The 16,706-nt window shown below is 44.2% G+C and carries 12 protein-coding genes; 9 read left to right on the forward strand and 3 right to left on the reverse strand.

Going from position 1 to position 16,706, the window contains the following annotated elements:
• Window positions 1-6 precede the first annotated feature (6 nt).
• Entirely contained in the window at window positions 7-567 is a 561-nt protein-coding gene (gene def, locus AAFP14_RS10375; RefSeq protein ID WP_341732177.1) for a peptide deformylase, read from the reverse strand.
• A gap of 47 nt (window positions 568-614) precedes the next feature.
• Window positions 615-1,853 (reverse strand): HhoA/HhoB/HtrA family serine endopeptidase, encoded by a 1,239-nt coding sequence (locus AAFP14_RS10380; RefSeq protein WP_341732178.1) that lies wholly within the window; start codon window positions 1,851-1,853, stop codon window positions 615-617.
• Between the two features lie 370 nt (window positions 1,854-2,223).
• Here AAFP14_RS10380 and dnaA point away from each other — a divergent pair, with 370 nt between their 5' ends.
• Window positions 2,224-3,597, forward strand: a complete 1,374-nt coding sequence (gene dnaA / locus AAFP14_RS10385; protein ID WP_341732179.1) for a chromosomal replication initiator protein DnaA — start codon at window positions 2,224-2,226, stop codon at window positions 3,595-3,597.
• Window positions 3,598-3,966: 369 nt separating this feature from the next.
• The gene (gene dnaN, locus AAFP14_RS10390) at window positions 3,967-5,106 is read left to right on the forward strand and encodes a DNA polymerase III subunit beta (protein WP_341732180.1); all 1,140 of its coding nucleotides are present in this window, start codon (window positions 3,967-3,969) and stop codon (window positions 5,104-5,106) included.
• A 281-nt stretch (window positions 5,107-5,387) separates the two neighbouring features.
• Here the strand turns inward: dnaN and AAFP14_RS10395 are convergent, their stop codons facing one another.
• Window positions 5,388-6,827, reverse strand: a complete 1,440-nt coding sequence (locus AAFP14_RS10395; protein ID WP_341732216.1) for a sensor histidine kinase — start codon at window positions 6,825-6,827, stop codon at window positions 5,388-5,390.
• Between the two features lie 494 nt (window positions 6,828-7,321).
• Between AAFP14_RS10395 and AAFP14_RS10400 the strand changes: the two genes are divergently transcribed.
• The 7 genes from AAFP14_RS10400 to AAFP14_RS10430 all read left to right on the forward strand — a co-directional run bounded on the left by AAFP14_RS10400 (window position 7,322) and on the right by AAFP14_RS10430 (window position 16,663).
• A complete protein-coding gene (locus tag AAFP14_RS10400; RefSeq protein ID WP_341732181.1) occupies window positions 7,322-8,401 on the forward strand; it encodes a permease in 1,080 nt (359 codons plus the stop codon).
• 96 nt (window positions 8,402-8,497) lie between these two features.
• The gene (locus AAFP14_RS10405) at window positions 8,498-9,286 is read left to right on the forward strand and encodes a TIGR03943 family putative permease subunit (protein ID WP_341732182.1); all 789 of its coding nucleotides are present in this window, start codon (window positions 8,498-8,500) and stop codon (window positions 9,284-9,286) included.
• A gap of 107 nt (window positions 9,287-9,393) precedes the next feature.
• Window positions 9,394-10,764 (forward strand): oligosaccharide flippase family protein, encoded by a 1,371-nt coding sequence (locus AAFP14_RS10410; protein ID WP_341732183.1) that lies wholly within the window; start codon window positions 9,394-9,396, stop codon window positions 10,762-10,764.
• Window positions 10,765-10,842: 78 nt separating this feature from the next.
• Window positions 10,843-12,408, forward strand: coding sequence for a hypothetical protein (locus AAFP14_RS10415; RefSeq protein ID WP_341732184.1), 1,566 nt, complete (start codon window positions 10,843-10,845; stop codon window positions 12,406-12,408).
• 74 nt (window positions 12,409-12,482) lie between these two features.
• Window positions 12,483-13,055, forward strand: coding sequence for a hypothetical protein (locus AAFP14_RS10420; protein ID WP_340519456.1), 573 nt, complete (start codon window positions 12,483-12,485; stop codon window positions 13,053-13,055).
• Window positions 13,056-13,666: 611 nt separating this feature from the next.
• Window positions 13,667-15,037 carry a sensor histidine kinase gene (locus tag AAFP14_RS10425; protein ID WP_341732185.1) on the forward strand — a complete coding sequence of 457 codons (1,371 nt, stop codon included), beginning with the start codon at window positions 13,667-13,669 and terminating at the stop codon, window positions 15,035-15,037.
• A gap of 249 nt (window positions 15,038-15,286) precedes the next feature.
• On the forward strand, window positions 15,287-16,663 hold the full coding sequence (locus tag AAFP14_RS10430) for a sensor histidine kinase (protein WP_341732186.1): 1,377 nt from the start codon (window positions 15,287-15,289) through the stop codon (window positions 16,661-16,663).
• The last annotated feature ends 43 nt before the right edge of the window (window positions 16,664-16,706 follow it).

A 16,706-nucleotide genomic window follows, 5' to 3' on the forward strand; every position in this document is an offset into this window, starting at 1 on the left:
TAAATCTCAAATGTGCTGACGGGTTTGTACTGAAGAAAGTAAATTAACAAATTGCTTTTGGTACTCATCTTCGCTCATCAGTTCTTTGGTGCTTTCCACCCTGTCTAAAAACACGATGCCATCTAAATGGTCGTGTTCGTGCTGAAAAATCCTAGCCACAAAATCTGTCAATTCTTGTTGATGGAGTTTGCCATCTCTACTGGTGTATTCAATTTGAATCGATCGACTTCTCGGCACTAATCCCCGTATCCCCGGAATACTCAAACAGCCTTCCCAGTCTTTGACTGTCTCTGTTGAACTCGCAATAATTCGAGGGTTAATCATGGCTGTGGGTTCCATGGTTGGTGCTTGGGGATACCGCTGATTGGGACGGGAGGCGACGACGAACAGCCGATCGCCCCTAGCGACTTGAGGGGCTGCAATCCCCACCCCGTGGGCGTGTTTTACTGTAGAGATTAAGTTGTCAATCAAATGTTGAATGCGCTCGTCCTGAATATTCTCTACAAATTGCGATCGCTGGCGCAATACAGGATTTCCTAATTGTGAAATTGGTAAGATTTCTGTCATTTTTATTTTTTGTTGGTTATTATTCCTACTGTCAACTGTGAACAAAATTATCGAACTTTTTGCACGGGGAGACTGCCTGGTTTCACACTCAATTTTAGTATTTCACCATTGCGATTAATCTCCATTTGCAAAATCCCACCCACCCTAGCATTTTGTACGAATTCCTGAACAGCTTCCGACTGAATAATCGGCTGATTGTTAATCTTTTGAATCACATCCCCAGCCCGCAAACCAGATGCAGCGGCGGGAGAAGCAGGCACCACACTAATAATAGCCACACCCCGATCGACTGTAACTCGAAGGCTGCTGTTACCGTTTTTATTAATTTGCTCCTTCACTTCAGGAGTTAGCGTCGCCATTTCAATGCCCAAATAAGCGTGTTCGACTTTACCCGTCGCAATCAGTTCCTTCGCAACTTCTTGAGCCGCCTTAATGGGAATTGCAAACCCCAATCCTTGAGCACCTTGAATAATTGCTGTATTCATGCCGATCACTTCCCCGGCAGAATTCAGCAGTGGGCCACCGGAATTCCCCGGATTAATCGCAGCGTCTGTTTGAATAAAACCGATTCGCTTGTCAGGTACGCCCACGTCAGTGCTCGATCGCCCCGTAGCGCTAATAATCCCCGCTGTCACTGAATTGTCCAAACCCAAAGGATTACCGATCGCGATCGCCCATTCCCCAGACAGCAGTTTATCAGAATCGCCGATCGTCACCACAGGCACCTGATTCGCCTCAATCTTCACCACCGCCACATCCGTCACCCCATCCGCCCCCAACACGCGCCCCTGAAAACTGCGGCCGTCCCTGAGAGTTACACTTACTGTATCAGCGCCGTCTACAACGTGAGCGTTAGTGAGAATCAGGCCATCAGAACCAATGACAAAACCCGAACCAGTACCCCGTTCCACCCCGCCACGGCCGCGTGAATTCGGATCTTGGCCAAAAAAATCCTCCGGTGATATCCCTCGATTTCCCGCTTTCACCTTGCGGGAAGCATCGATCCGCACCACTGTCGGACCAACTTTTTGCACCGCAGCCACAATAAAATTGACATTAGCGGGATTCCCCGACAGGGAATTCGGTGGCAAGACTTTGCCCGCTTGAGGCTTAGTATTCAGAGGGAGTTGTAATTTCGGTTCCAGCGTCCTTGGTGGTGCGCCAGAATTTGCAGGTAATCGGGAAGCCGTCAGACGATCGCCCAACATGGCGGCCCCAGCTCCCGTCACCAGCAGTAATATGTAGATTGCCGGTTGCTTCCAAAATTTGCCAGTAGAACTCTTCATCGCGACGTTTTTAGGGTTTTTTGCCAAATCAAAATATTTGCAGAGCTGATTCCCGATACCTGTTAGCCTCCTAGTGGCCACAGAATTTTACAGAATTTTGGGGCGATCGGCAGACTCCATTAACTATACCGCCCGGAAGTCCCGTTCTATAATTGTACTCAATTTAGCGGTGGCATGAGAGATGGAAGCAAGCAACTTTACTACCCCAGAAGGTAAGATTTATCATGTCGATCTAGGATTGAAGCATTTTGCAATCCTCCGGCCACAGACAATGTGGATCGATCAACCTCCCAAATCGCCAATTCGATTAAACTGAGTTTTCCAGAACAAAAATTCGATCTCTATAAATGCCTAGCAGCAAAGGTGAGCAGTGGAAATTCCCCTCGAAAGTCTGTGGAATCAGATACTTGAACGTCTCCAGGTACAACTGAGCAGACCTAGTTTTGAGACGTGGATCAAAACAGCCAAAGCCGAACAACTCGAAAATAACTGTTTGATCGTCAGCACTCCCAACCCCTTTGCTCGCAATTGGTTGCAGAAATATTACGTCAAAATCATCGCCGATGCAGTCTACGACATTCTCGGCTATAAAGTAGACATTTACTTGACAATTGCTGGGGGGACTGAAACCGAAGGCCACGGCGGACAAGGACTGATTTGGCCATCTCCCATCGGCCCCGATGTCCCCGAAAGCCACTCCCTCCATCCCCCCAAACCAGCCAATCTCAACCCCAAATACCTATTTTCCCGTTTTGTGGTCGGTTCCAACAACCGCATGGCTCACGCAGCATCCCTAGCGGTAGCCGAGTCTCCGGGCCGAGAATTCAATCCCCTATTTTTGTGCGGCGGTGTCGGTTTGGGCAAAACTCATCTCATGCAGGCGATCGGTCATTATCGCTTAGAAATTGACCCTAACGCCAAGATTTTCTACGTTTCTACTGAAAAATTTACCAACGATTTAATTGCAGCAATTCGCAAAGATAGTATGCAAACTTTCCGCGATCATTATCGCGCAGCCGATGTTTTATTAGTAGATGATATTCAATTTATTGAAGGCAAAGAATACACTCAAGAAGAATTTTTTCACACTTTTAATACTTTGCATGAAGCTGGCAATCAAGTAGTTTTAGCTTCCGATCGCCCACCGCAACAAATACCCCGTTTGCAAGAGCGTTTATGTTCGCGATTTTCCATGGGGTTAATTGCCGATATTCAGTTGCCAGACTTGGAAACACGCATGGCCATTTTGCAGAAAAAAGCAGAATATGAAAATATGCGGTTGCCGCGAGATGTGATAGAATATATTGCTTCTAGCTATACTTCCAATGTGCGCGAATTAGAAGGAGCTTTGATTCGGGCCGTCGCCTATCTTTCAATTACGGATTTACCGATGACTGTGGAAAATATAGCCCCGGTTTTGAATCCCCAAACTGAAAGTGTAGAAGCAAAGCCCGATGCGGTAATCGCAGTAGTTGCCGATTTTTTTGAGGTCTCAGTTGAAGATTTGAAAGGCAATTCTCGGAAGCGAGAAATTAGCTTTGCTCGTCAAATAGGTATGTATTTAATCCGGCAACACACTGGTTTGAGTTTGCCGAAAGTTGGTGAAGTTTTCGGCGGGAAAGACCATACCACTGTGCTTTATAGTTGTGATAAAATTGCTCAGTTGCGGAACACAGACCCAAATTTGTCTCAAACCTTGCGTCAATTGAGCGATCGTATTAACGCGATCAGCCGTAAAACTTGAGCAGAAGTTAGCTGTGGAAAAACCTGTGGACAAAGAACCCTGAATTTGTGGAAAAGATTAGTATTTGCTTGTATAAAAATTTCCATCGCAGCAAGGGCGATCGACTATTTAGCAACTTTTCCACAAGTTTTCCACAGGGTATAATCAATAAAAAAGTAGATCCAGTAATCCTTTCGCACTTTTTTCCACAGTATACACCGTGCGATCGACCAAAAAATTAACTAAAAAAATTAAAACCATTATCCCCCACACGCCCCACCTCCAGAAAACCCAGCCCCAGCCCCAAGCTAAAAATCCTGGGGATTCCCCACCGACTTTCTGTGATAGGATTTGTTTCTATCTCAAATCCGGTTAATTAACCTTCATCTCATGAAATTGGTTTGCACCCAAAGTGACCTCAACGCCAACCTCTCGTTGGTAAGCCGGGCCGTTCCCTCTCGCCCGACACATCCCGTACTAGCCAACGTGCTCTTAGTAGCGGATGAGGAAAATCAACGGGTTAGCTTGACAGCTTTCGATCTAAGTTTAGGCATCCGTACCAGCTTTCCAGCAGCAGTGACAGGTGGCGGAAGTTTTACCATACCCGCTAAATTACTCAACGACATTGTTTCCCGACTCCCAGATGGAGAGATTACTTTAGAAGACGAAGCAGGAGACACCGTAGCATATCTCACTTGCAGTTCTGGCAGTTACCAAGTCAGAGGTATGGGCCCAGAAGAATTCCCAGAATTGCCGGCCATTGAAGAAGGCACAATCCTCAATTTGCCCCCAGAAGCTTTAATTGAAGGACTCAAAGGAACTTTGTTTGCTACTAGCCCTGACGAAGCAAAACAGGTACTAGCAGGAGTGCATTTAAAGGTACTAAAAGATTGTCTAGAATTTGCAGCTACAGACGGCCACAGATTAGCAGTAGTTCAAACTGCGAATGAAAAATCTGAAGGGGAAGAAACAGAAAAGGAATTTGAGGTTACAGTTCCAGCTAAGGCCTTGCGGGAAGTAGAAAGAATGCTAGTCATGCGACAGTGGACTGAACCTGTCACCCTGCATTTTGAACAGGGTCAAGTTGTGTTTGAATGGGCAGACCAACGGTTGACAACTCGCACCTTGGAAGGGCAGTATCCAGCCTATCGCCAGTTAATTCCGCCTTCCTTTGAGAGGCAAATTACAATGGATAGGCGAGCTTTCTTATCCGCAGTAGAAAGAATAGCTGTTTTTGCAGACCAAAAAAATAATATTCTCAAATGCAGTATCGACTCCGTGAATCAGGAAATCACTTTGTCGGTAGATGCTAAAGATGTCGGTAGTGGCAAAGAGTCAATGCCCGCGCAAATTTCGGGAGACAGCATAGATATCGCGTTCAATGTCAAGTATTTAATTGACATTTTGAAAACGGCTCAATCCCCAGAAATTCAACTGCAATTAAATGGTGCTTTGGCCCCCGTAATTTTTCAGCCTTTGGGCGGAGTCAATGCTACTTTCTTGGTAATGCCTGTTCAGCTAAGAGCTTAAAAAGAGTCATTAGTATTCCTGGACGCAAAAAACCCGGTTTCTTCCAAAAATAGTCGATTTTTTCGACAAATATTCACGCAGAAACCGGGTTTTTGACCCCCCATGCGTAAGTCCTCATTAGTTAGCAGTCATATCATTTCTGGTTGCATAGGAATGATTTAACCACAGAGAACACAGAGGACACAGAGGGAGAAAATAGAGATTTTAATAATTCAGATGCTACCGGATTTGATATCATTAGTCGTTAGTAATTTGCCACCTATAACCACTGACTTTTTGCTTCAAATAATTGGTAACAAAATCTCAAACTCTGTACCAGTACCGGGAGTAGAATGCAAATTCAACTTACCTTGGTGCTTCTCTGTTACAATTTGGTGAGTAATTGCCAATCCTAATCCCGTACCTTTTCCGGCTGGTTTTGTAGTAAAAAATGTATCAAAAATTCGTCGCTGAATTTCTGGTGGAATACCAGGCCCGTTATCTGCTATTCTGATCGCTATCCAACCAGCATTTTGATTTTTTTCCACTGCTTCTGAGTTCGGTTGACCGTTGAGACTTACTAAAGATAGGTGTGGGGAATTTTCCCGATCGCCTTTTACATAATTTTGAATTAATTCCGCACTCATGTAGTTGGTCTCAGAAATTTGTATCAGCTCAGTTTCAATAGTAATAGCAGGTACAAAACCTGTTTTTCCTTTGAGTTCTTCCAAAGCATCTGTCGCGTTGCTGATGATATTCATAAAAACCTGGCTCAACTGACCCGAATAACACTTGACCAAGGGCAATTTTCCATAATTTTTAACTACTTTAATTCCGTACTTAAGACGGTTTTTCATAATTAGTAGTGTGCTGTCAATACATTCATGGAGATTAGCTTCTTTGCGGTGAGTTTCATCCATATGAGAGAAGGTGTGGAGACTGGTGACAAGTTCGGTCAATCTCTGTGCAGAAACTTTCATACTTTTGAGAATTTCCGCCCAATCTTCTTCTAAAAAATCAAATTCTATGCGTTCTTTGAGCTCGTCAATTTCTTCGTTGGTGCCGACAATCTTTTCATAAGCAGACAGCAAATCCATCAGGTCTTGGGAGTATTTTGACAAAAATTCGAGATTTCCCGTGATGCAAGTGACAGGATTTCTAATTTCGTGGGCGACTCCAGCTACCATTTGTCCTAAACTGGCTAGTTTTTCAGTTTGAATTAATTGGGCTTGTGTTTGTTGTCGCAGCAATTTTGTTGCTAGTTCGTGAATGTTGGATTGGGCTACTAGCAATTCGTGGGCGTCCAATAAACAATAAGTTCGATCTGATGTTTGAACGACGATGGGCTCATACAGGAGTTCTTGCGATCGCTGTAGGGACTTTCTCGCTGCATCAACTATTAAAGTATCGCTAGAAAAAATTAAAGTTTCGGTTTCGGCAAATCGGTATAAAGCCCTGACAGGTCGCTTTAAAAATAATTCTCGCCCAAAGGGACGGCTGATAAATTCCAAAAATCTCCGGCGGGAAATCATGCCGGCAAATAGACCCATATCGGTTAAAATGACTCCAGGTAGCAGGGGATAAGCCTCCAACATTTGAGAAATTTTACTTCCCAAATCTGTAGCTTCTACCTGAAAATCATAAAGTGACAATTCTTGAAGAGTGGATTCCAAACGGAACTCTGCTCTAGAATTATCTTGCATGAGTGGGGTTGGTATTTCGATGCAGGACGTATTCAACATAAATTCATCAGCACGAAGGTAGAGGTTATATTTACGAGTAGACATTTAGCTGCGATCGCATAGCAAACGGCTTTTTAAATTATCCAAAAAAACTGAAAGCAGTATCAGCAATAGTATAAGTAACCTAGAGGCACCCCGGCAGTTATGCTAGATTTTATTTTATATTGAGTTGGGGTGGATTAACGATTAATCCCCACATTTAGGGACGATTTAACCTGAATTTAAACTTTTAACCAATGGTTAAGACTCATTCAAATTCCTATCCATACTCTCTGGTTTAGAGAAGTCCTGAATACCAGCTAGCATTGCATAGCCAGAGATTTTTAATGGAATCTTAACTTGGCTCTGCGATCGGCTATGATTAATACCACATCCGGGTTATTCACCCCATTGTTTGTCCCTCCCCCCCTCTCCATGTCGATAAATAGGTTTTTAACCAGTCTTTAGTATGACAGGGGCTACGCCCCAAATCGCAGTTTACAAGTAGGTGATGGATGCAACCGGCCCTGACAAATCAGTTAAATAATGCTTTCACCCTGTTTCTCAGCTTGTTAGTAGAGGCTATACCTTTTTTACTGCTGGGAGTTTTATTTTCCGGTGTGCTGCTGGGGTTTGTAGATGAACGCAAACTCATAGCCCGTATCCCCCGAAATCCACTGCTGGGGGCTTTAGCCGGTAGTTTAGTCGGGTTTTTGTTTCCCGTGTGCGAGTGCGGTAACGTGCCGGTGGCCCGCAGGTTGTTGATCCAAGGAGTGCCCGCACCGGTGGCGATCGGCTTTTTACTCGCCGCACCGACAATCAATCCGATCGTGATTTGGGCGACTTGGACTGCATTTCGGGATCAGCCAGAAATTGTGGTTTTACGGGTGGTATTTTCCCTAATCACAGCAACTATCATCGGCTGGGTGTTTAGCACCCAGAAAGACTTGCGGCCTCTGCTACAACCCGCGATCGCCCGCGCCCTTCCCCTACCAAAACCCGATTCCTCCGAAACACAGCTACTAACACCGGAAACTCCTTCCCTGTTACAGTCGGGGACATTTATCCTAGGTATGCCAGGGGGGGCAGTGCCGATCGAATCTTTGCTACAAGACAACTGGAAGCCCTTACAAACAGGCAAAACTGAAAAAACCTCGAAACCTTCCTCCCTGTTCCACCGCCTTTCTAAAGAGCGTCTGGGCCTGCTGCTAGATAGTATGGTACAGGAGTTGCGCGAATTGGGAGGTGTGTTAGTCGTTGGTAGCGCGATCGCTGCGATCGTTCAAGTTGGCACCCCCCGCGAACTAATTCTCAACCTCGGCCAAAGCCCCGTTTCTTCGATTCTCGCCATGCTGTTATTAGCCGCAGTGGTATCGATTTGTTCTACGGTAGATGCCTTTTTTGCCTTGTCTTTTGCAGCCACATTTACCAGCGGTTCCCTATTAGCTTTTCTAGTTTTTGGTCCGATGATTGATATCAAAGGCATCGGTTTAATGCTATCAATTTTTAAAGCTAGAGCCGTAATTTACTTCATGGTACTGGCCGCTCAGTTAACTTTTTTAATGACCCTCGGCGTCAATTTATATCTAGGTTAGCATCACTAACAGTTTTTTAAAGTAAATTAATTAAAGAGCGATCGGGAGCAATGCTCAAATCTCAACTCTTCAATTTCCCATCTCAAATCAGACGTGATGATTCTTAAAAAATTCGGTCCTTGGCTAGACACCGTAGCTATCTTATCCTGGGGAATATTGCTCCTCAAATATTGGATCACTGGCAAATTAAGCATTTTGATTCACCCCAATTACTTTGGCTTGACTGTAGCCGGAGGCATTGGCTTAATCATCATTGGCGGTTATAAAATGTGGGAACTCATCCAGCTCGATCGCAGTAACCAGAAATCTCGGACATCACCCACCATCAACTCTCCCAGAATCCCAAAAGTTGAACATATTACTTTATTTCCCCCCAGTTTTGGCAGTACCTTGATGTTGAGCGTCGCCTTAATCGGTTTAGTCACCACACCCCGTACCTTTACCAGTCAGACAGCATTAGAACGAGGCCTGACTGAATCTCTCCCCATCACTAGACTGCAACCCCAAGAATTTCGTAATACCACCAAACCAGAAAAGCGATCGCTCATCGAGTGGGTCCGCCTGTTAAATTTCAATCCAGAGCCAGACACATATATAGGTCAAAAAGTCAAGGTTCAAGGATTTGTAATTCACCCGCCCAATGTATCAGAGCAATATATTTGGATCGGTCGTTTTATCATTACCTGCTGTGCCGCAGATGCCTATCCAGTCGGTTTGCCGGTAAAATTACCGATCGGTCAAAGCCGCACCGCATTTCCCCCAGACAGTTGGTTAGAAATAGAAGGAAAAGCGAGCTCAGAAGAACTGCAAGGGAAACGCAAATTAACTATTCAGGCTGATTCCCTCAAATCAATTCCCGAACCAAAAAACCCTTATGATTATTAGACATCTCGCAAAAAGCCCGTGCAGAATATTAGCCTCCGTATCCTGTAGGAGTTGCCAATAGCAAATGCAACAACTAGACTCATGATGAGAAGATAAGTTTAAAGTTTATGTCATCAGAAAAAAAACTAGCTATCAAAGGCGCAATCTGGACCATCATCAGCTATGGAGGCAGTCAGATTCTCCGATTTGGCAGTAACCTCATCCTGACACGGCTGCTTTTGCCAGAACTATTTGGTCTTGTTGGTCTTGCTTATGTTTTCATCGTAGGTGTTCACCTATTTTCAGATATCGGTCTGGGGCCAAGTATCATCCAGAACAAGCGTGGAGACGATCCAGAATTTATCAACACCGCTTGGACAATGCAAATTATTCGCAGCTTTTTTGTGTGGTTGTGTTTAATGTTAGTCACTTGGCCTGTGGCTACTTTTTACCAAGAACCACGTCTGATGTGGTTGATTCCAGTGATCGGTATCAACACCCTGATCGGAGGTTTCAACTCCACTTCCATATTCAGCCTCAACCGCAAAATGGCAGTCAAGGAAGTAGTAATTTTTGAATTTGGCACCCAGATAATTTCTACTATAGTGATGATTATCTGGGCTTTCTTAAATCCCAGCATCTGGGCGATTCTGGCTGGTGGTTTTAGTAGTACCTTAGTAGAGTTAATCTGGAGTCATTTTTTGATTCGCAATCAGCGTCACCGCTTCACTTGGGATCGAGAAGCAGTTAAAGAAATATTTTCTTATGGAAAATGGATATTTTTGTCTACACTTTTATTTTTTCTATGTTCTCAAGCCGATCGGCTCGTTCTAGGAAAAATCTTTTCTTTGACGATGTTGGGCATTTATGGCATTGCTTTCACCCTCGGTGATATGCCACGTCAAGTGATTATCGCCATTGGTGGCAAGGTGATTTTTCCCTCTATTTCCATGCTAGCAGAGTTGCCTCGCGAAGACTTGCGCGCCAAGATTCTTAAAAACCGTAACCTGATTCTGATCCCTCTAGCCATAGGTTTAGCATTCTTTGTCAGTTTTGGAGATCAAATAATTTTACTCCTGTACAGAAAAGAGTATATAGCCGCATCTTGGATGTTGCCTATTTTGGCTTTAGGAATTTGGCACACCACCCTCCACAATTTGATGAGTTCTTGTCTGTTAGCTATAGGCAAATCTCAGTACGGAGCTATGGGCAATTTCGCCACTTTCTTGAGCATCACTATTGGCATACCAGTCGGATATCATTTCCTGGGTTATTTAGGTGCTGTGATTGCTGTAGCTGTGGGCGATATTCCTACTTATTTAGTCATTACCTACGGTCTTTGGAAAGAAAAATTATTTTGTTTGGGGGAAGATGTTAAATTGACAGCATTGTTTTTAGGGGTACTAGCAACTATACTGTTTTGTAGATATCATTTTGGTGGTGGTTCACCGATCGACCACCTGTTACCGACGGATCTATCACCAGGTAAACTATTTTAGTAAAACAACCGGAGAGAGTGTTAATTAAGTTTTTAAGTTGTGGCAGAAATTTAGATAGGCAAGAGGAGAGAAAGATTAGTGAGTATTTTAAAGAAAAAAATTAATCTTTCCTGGTTGAATGTAGGGCTATTTAAACAGCCGATCGACCGCACGGCAATCATCTTGATGCTAGGACTGAGCCTGTTAATTGGACTGTTGCTGCTGTCGGGCGATCGCACAGCACCGCGAGTCCGAGAATTTAGCTGGCAAAACCAACAAATCGGGGCGGCAGATACGGGATTTATCCTCACATTCTTTCGCCCCATGAATCACTCCAGCGTCCAAGAAAACTTAAAAATAGAACCACCTCTCCCCGGCAAATTTAGCTGGGCTGGAAGGCGCATGGCTTACACCCTCAAAAACCCCGCACCCTACGGCGTTACCTACACATTAAAACTCGCAGGAGCCACGGACAAATACGGAGGAGAAAACAACCAAAATCAAGGCAGCCAAATTCAACCATTTAGCGCTTCCTTTCGCAGTCGCGATCGCGCTTTTGCTTACATCGGGGTCAAAGGCGAAGCAGAAAGCAGATTAATGTTAGTCAATCTCTCAAGCACCGACCCGAAACCCATAGCCCTAACTCCCAAAGATTTAGTCGTCACCGATTTTAAACCCTATCCTAACAGCGATCGCATCTTATTCTTAGCAACAGATCGATCGCAAGTCAAATCAGGTTCCACCAGAAGCGAAGAACTATTCACTGTTACCACCGGCCTCAATCCCCAATCGGGAGGGGAAGTGTTTCCACCGCAGCCAGCAGGTAGAATCGACAAACTATTAGATGCCAAAGATTATCAAAACCTCAAATTCGACCTCTCAGCCGACGGCAAAACCATAGTTATTGCCCGCGTCAACCGCCGTAATCCCGCAGATTTTAGTCCTTGGATTTTAGAAGAAAAAATGCCACCTCGACCCTTGGAAAATCAACAAGGTGGTGATTTTATGATTCGGCCAGACAACAAATCGATGGTAATATCTCAAAAACAAGGATTAGCCATCGTCCCCCTCAAACCGCAAGCAGAACCCGTAGAATTCTTGCCCAAATACGAACAGGTATTAGGCATGGCCCGCGACAACTCCGCCGCAGCCTATGTTAAATACAACACCGACTTTACCCGATCGCTTTTCATCTTAGACAACCAAGGCGTAGAACAAGAAATATTGCGAATTCCCGGCAGCATTATCACCATCCATTTCGACCCCCGCAAAGACAAAGACAATCAATTCCAGCGCCTATACTGCCTTTTATCCCAACGTCTGAAAACAGAAGACTACAAAGAACAACCTTTCATTGCCGCCATCGACCTCAAAAAAGAGGGAACTCGTCTGATAGGAACCATCAAACCCCTGCTAATTTTACCCAACCAATTAGATACCCAAATCAGTTTATCTCCCGACGGACTGGCATTACTTTTTGACCAATCAGTCACATCAGCACAACCCTTAACACCAACAAGTCCTCGCAATGATAGCGGACAGTCGATCGCCAGCAGTCGCCTTTGGCTGCTACCCTTAATAGAAATACCTCCCGACGTTTCTCAACCCAAAGTGCAGCCCGAAGAACTGCCTTTTGCGGGCTATCACCCCCGCTGGCTACCCTAAACTAATTGGAAATTTGAACCCACCCAGCCGGCTAATCTCAAATCGAAAATCTCAAATTGAAAATCGAAAATCCTATGACTCCCGAAGAAATTACCCATACCCTCAAAGATTTATTTGGTGAAAGTGTGGAGATGGCTGCCGCCACTTCTTGGCAAGTAGAAACGCCCCAGTTTCGCCTGCTAGTGCTGCTTTCAGAAGACAGCAGTTGGCTGCGGATTTTGATCCCCATCGCCGATGCCACATCCACTCAAAAATTTTTCGATAAACTGCTAGAAGCTAACTTTGACAACACCCTCGAAACTCGTTACGCAGTACATCAAAATATCTTGTGGGGAGTATTTCAGCACAACTTGACTACTCTAGCCACTGGCGATTTCTCCGCCGCCGTAGCCAGACTGCTGGCTTTACAACAGCGTGGTTTGTCAGACTTTTTCGACGACTTGATCGAAACCCGTATCCGTCAAATCATCAAAGCTGCCAAGATTCAGGGACAGTCTGTGGAAACTACCCTTCAGACTTTAGACCGTTTTTACGCAGAAGGCTTGATGGGGGAAATGGAACTCGGACCAGAGTCTCGCCAACAGACTCTCGCAGCTTGGCGGTATCAATTAGAACGTCTATGGCCAGAAGTAGAACCGCAATCCTGAAGCAATTCCCTCTCTTGTCTCGAATTCTCCCTAGAGAAACTTCACAGTTACCCATCATTTTTAATCAGCCCCCAGAGGTATCTGTGGGGAAAACCCCCACCTGCCAAATTCCCAATTGAAATACTCTGCCAGCACCCCGAACATTGTATAAAAAATAACAATAGCCAGTTTATAAAATTTTAAAATTTTCAGAAAATACGCGATCTTAGGGTATTTTATGGTAAAAAGTTTATATTAAACATCTGTAAGTTACACAACAGCTTTTATCCCTTAACATTGATTTAGAAACAATATTTTTAGCAGACAATGCTGACCCGATCGGGCTTTCCGATAGGGTGCTGTTGCAAATTACTTGATGGGAATGGAGAATGGGGAAGAGGAGAATCGGTAACAAAAAAGTTTTGAGATGGCCGCTGTCCTTAGCGAACAACGCTCTGGAAGTGAGTAATGTTTAAGTTAAAGAGTAGCAAATTCACGCCCTCGATACTTAAAAATCCCAACTACTGACTTGCTTACCAATGACTCATCACCAGTTAACTATGACTAATTAAGTATGAATGACCAGCAACTTTAGTTATCTATCAATAAAATATTTAACAGAGGTTTCATCAATGTTTGCTTTGCATGAGTTTAACTCGGAGTTATCAGTGTTGCATATACCTGAAATTTGTACTTGGAACCTCTCTTTAGAATCTACCCTCCTAGACCTGCCACTGTACAACTGCCAAATTGAATTAACTCAACAGGCAAAAGAAGTGGCTCAGGCTTTTGAGAAAAAACCATTACTTCCAGGCGTTATTTTGACGGATCGGGGGAAATTTGTCGGCATCATTTCCCGAAGACTATTTTTTGAAAGAGTCAACCGACGCTACGGTATAGAAATGTTTTTTAAACGACCAATAGAGGTTTTATATCGTTTTTCTAGAAAAGATATGCTGATACTATCAGGCACTAAATTAATAGTAGAAGCAGCCGAAGAATCGCTCTACAGACCAGCCGAATTAGTTTACGATCCCATAGTAGTCGAAGTAGCCCCAGAGACCTACTGGCTGTTAGACGTACAACAGTTAATGGTAGCTCAATCAAAGATTCACCAATTAACCAATAAATTGCTCCAAAAGCAAACAGAAGCCAAATTGATTCAAACAGAAAAGATGGCCAGTTTGGGAAATATTATCGCAGGGGTAGCTCACGAAATTAGGAATCCCCTCAACTGTATTTGGGGAAATTTAAATTTTCTGCTGTCTTATTTTGAAGATTTGCTAGAACTAATGTCAGCTTATGAAGAAGAATTTTCAGAACCATCTCCTGTAATTGCAGCTATCAAAGAAAGGATCGAATTTGATTTTTTACGAGAAGATTTGCCAGCCACCCTAGAAGGTATGAAATTTGGGGCTGAACAATTGCTTAAAATTGTTAACAGTCTGCACAACTTCTCTCACATGGACGAAAGTAAGCCCTTTAGTACAGACATCCATGAGTGCATAGAAAATACACTCTTAATCCTAAAAAATAGATTGAAACAAAGCACAGAAGTGGTAAAAAATTACGGAGACCTGCCACTGGTAAAATGCTATTCTGGTCAATTAAGTCAGGTATTTTTAAATTTGTTAATCAACGCTCTAGATGCCTTGGCAGAGCGGGCGGGCGATCGCGAAATGAGCGCACAGTACCCACAAAATTGGTATCCCCGCATCGAAATTACCACCAAAGTAGTAGAAGTCGATGACAGGAAATGGGCCGCAATTATCATTACCGATAATGGTCCAGGCATTCCCCCAGAAATTCAGGAGCAAATATTTGAGACCTTTTTTACCACCAAACCAGTAGGTAAAGGAACCGGGATGGGGCTGGCTATCTGTCATCAAATCATCACAGAAAAGCACGCTGGTCAACTAAATTTGCGATCGCAACCGGCACCCAACACCGAATTCGAGATCCTGTTACCTATAGTTCAGACCGGCGATCAAAAGGCACTATAAAAGACTTTTGTGGAGATACTTGATATCGCAGACAGTCTAGCTAGCATCAAAAGTCTTGTCAAACCAAGGCAAGCACTTAGCACCCGAACCTAGCCAGATACTGACAAGACGGTAACATCCACAGCATAAGAACAACCAGACCTACTCCAAAAAAATTCCCCAATTTTGCTGCTTAAGTGAAATGATAGAGTATGTTAGTAGCACCGGATCGTTTTCACAGTCAGGGTGTTCCGGTAACTCAAAGCGATCGTGGCAAATACATTCAGATCTAAAATACTTGGTCCTTTGCTCTCCGAAGGCAGCCATCAAGACCTTTCGCTAGAGTCTACTCTCCGGGACTTGCCCCTGTATCAATTTCAGGTAAAATCTAGTTGCTTGGGCGCTCCTGTCGCCGAAATGTTTGAAAAACACCCCCTATTACCGGGAGTAGTTTTGGTAGAAGCAGGAGAATTTGTGGGCATGATATCGCGCAGGCTGCTGCTAGAATACCTGCTCAAACCCCAAGGTCAGGAACTATTTTTGCGCCTACCACTAAAAACTCTCTACAGTTATGCTCGCGTCGAGATGTCTGTGCTCAGGGAGAGTACAACCATCTTAACCGCAGCCCCGCAAGCTCTGCGTCGATCGCCCGAATTGCAATCAGATCCCATCGTCGTGCAAATCGACTCCCAATCCTATAGGCTGCTAGACTCCCACACACTCAACATCGCCTACTGGCAAATTCGTGGCATAGAAACTCAAGTGCGCTACGAAAGAGCCCAAGCGCAAATGATTCAAAGCGAAAAAATGGCTAGCTTGGGGCGTTTAGTCAACGGAGTAGCCCACGAAATTTTAGATCCCGTAGGGTTTATTTGGGGCAATTTAACCTACATAAGTGATTACAGCAAAAACTTGCTCGAGTTGCTATCAATTTACGATGCCCACTGTACGGAGCCTCCGCCAGAAATAGCCACACTAAAAGAAGAGATAGACTATGACTTTTTGCAAAACGATTTCCTCAGCACCGTTGGCAGCATCAAAGCCGGAGCCGAACGTTTGAGCAAATTAGCCACCAGCTTGCAAAACTTCTGCCACATAGACGACGTGTATCCCAAACCCGCAGACTTGCACTCAAATATTGACAGCATTCTGTTGCTGCTAAAAAGCCGCTTGAGCAGCGAAATTCAAGTAATAAAAAACTACGGATACCTACCCCCAGTACCTTGCTATGCAGGAGAACTAAACCAAGTATTTATCAACATCTTGACTAACGCCATCAATAGTTTAATTAACGAAGCTGTCGGTCAAGAATTAGCAAAAGAATTCAGAGGAAAGGGATTGAAAAATTTCGCTCGCAAACCTCAAATTGAAATCATCACTCAAGTTTGCAGCCCCGAACCCCCCATCGACCCGGAGCGACCCCACCTGCGCTGGGTTTCAATCCGCATCAAAGATAACGGACCGGGAATGTCTGTGATGAAATACCAAAAAATCTTACATTCATTTTCAGCCGAAAAACGCGTCCTCAAAGAAACAAGTTTGGCAGTTAGCTATCAAATCATCACAGGCAAACATGGCGGCATCTTCAGAATGCAATCGGAGTTAGGAATAGGCACTGAATTTGAAATTTGGTTGCCATTGACATAAACAAGTCCGTTGTCCGTTGTCCATTGTCAAAAATGCCTGATGC

Source organism: Microcoleus sp. EPA2, from assembly GCA_020882975.1.
Lineage (GTDB): Bacteria > Cyanobacteriota > Cyanobacteriia > Cyanobacteriales > Microcoleaceae > Microcoleus.

Coding starts and splice junctions, on each gene's coding strand:
- dnaN (WP_341732180.1), top strand. CDS start 3,967: ATGAAATTGGTTTGCACCCAAAGTGACCTCAACGCCAACCTCTCGTTG.
- def (WP_341732177.1), bottom strand. CDS start 567: ATGACAGAAATCTTACCAATTTCACAATTAGGAAATCCTGTATTGCGC.
- AAFP14_RS10425 (WP_341732185.1), top strand. CDS start 13,667: ATGTTTGCTTTGCATGAGTTTAACTCGGAGTTATCAGTGTTGCATATA.
- AAFP14_RS10405 (WP_341732182.1), top strand. CDS start 8,498: ATGATTCTTAAAAAATTCGGTCCTTGGCTAGACACCGTAGCTATCTTA.
- AAFP14_RS10420 (WP_340519456.1), top strand. CDS start 12,483: ATGACTCCCGAAGAAATTACCCATACCCTCAAAGATTTATTTGGTGAA.
- AAFP14_RS10400 (WP_341732181.1), top strand. CDS start 7,322: ATGCAACCGGCCCTGACAAATCAGTTAAATAATGCTTTCACCCTGTTT.
- AAFP14_RS10380 (WP_341732178.1), bottom strand. CDS start 1,853: ATGAAGAGTTCTACTGGCAAATTTTGGAAGCAACCGGCAATCTACATA.
- AAFP14_RS10395 (WP_341732216.1), bottom strand. CDS start 6,827: ATGTTGAATACGTCCTGCATCGAAATACCAACCCCACTCATGCAAGAT.
- AAFP14_RS10410 (WP_341732183.1), top strand. CDS start 9,394: ATGTCATCAGAAAAAAAACTAGCTATCAAAGGCGCAATCTGGACCATC.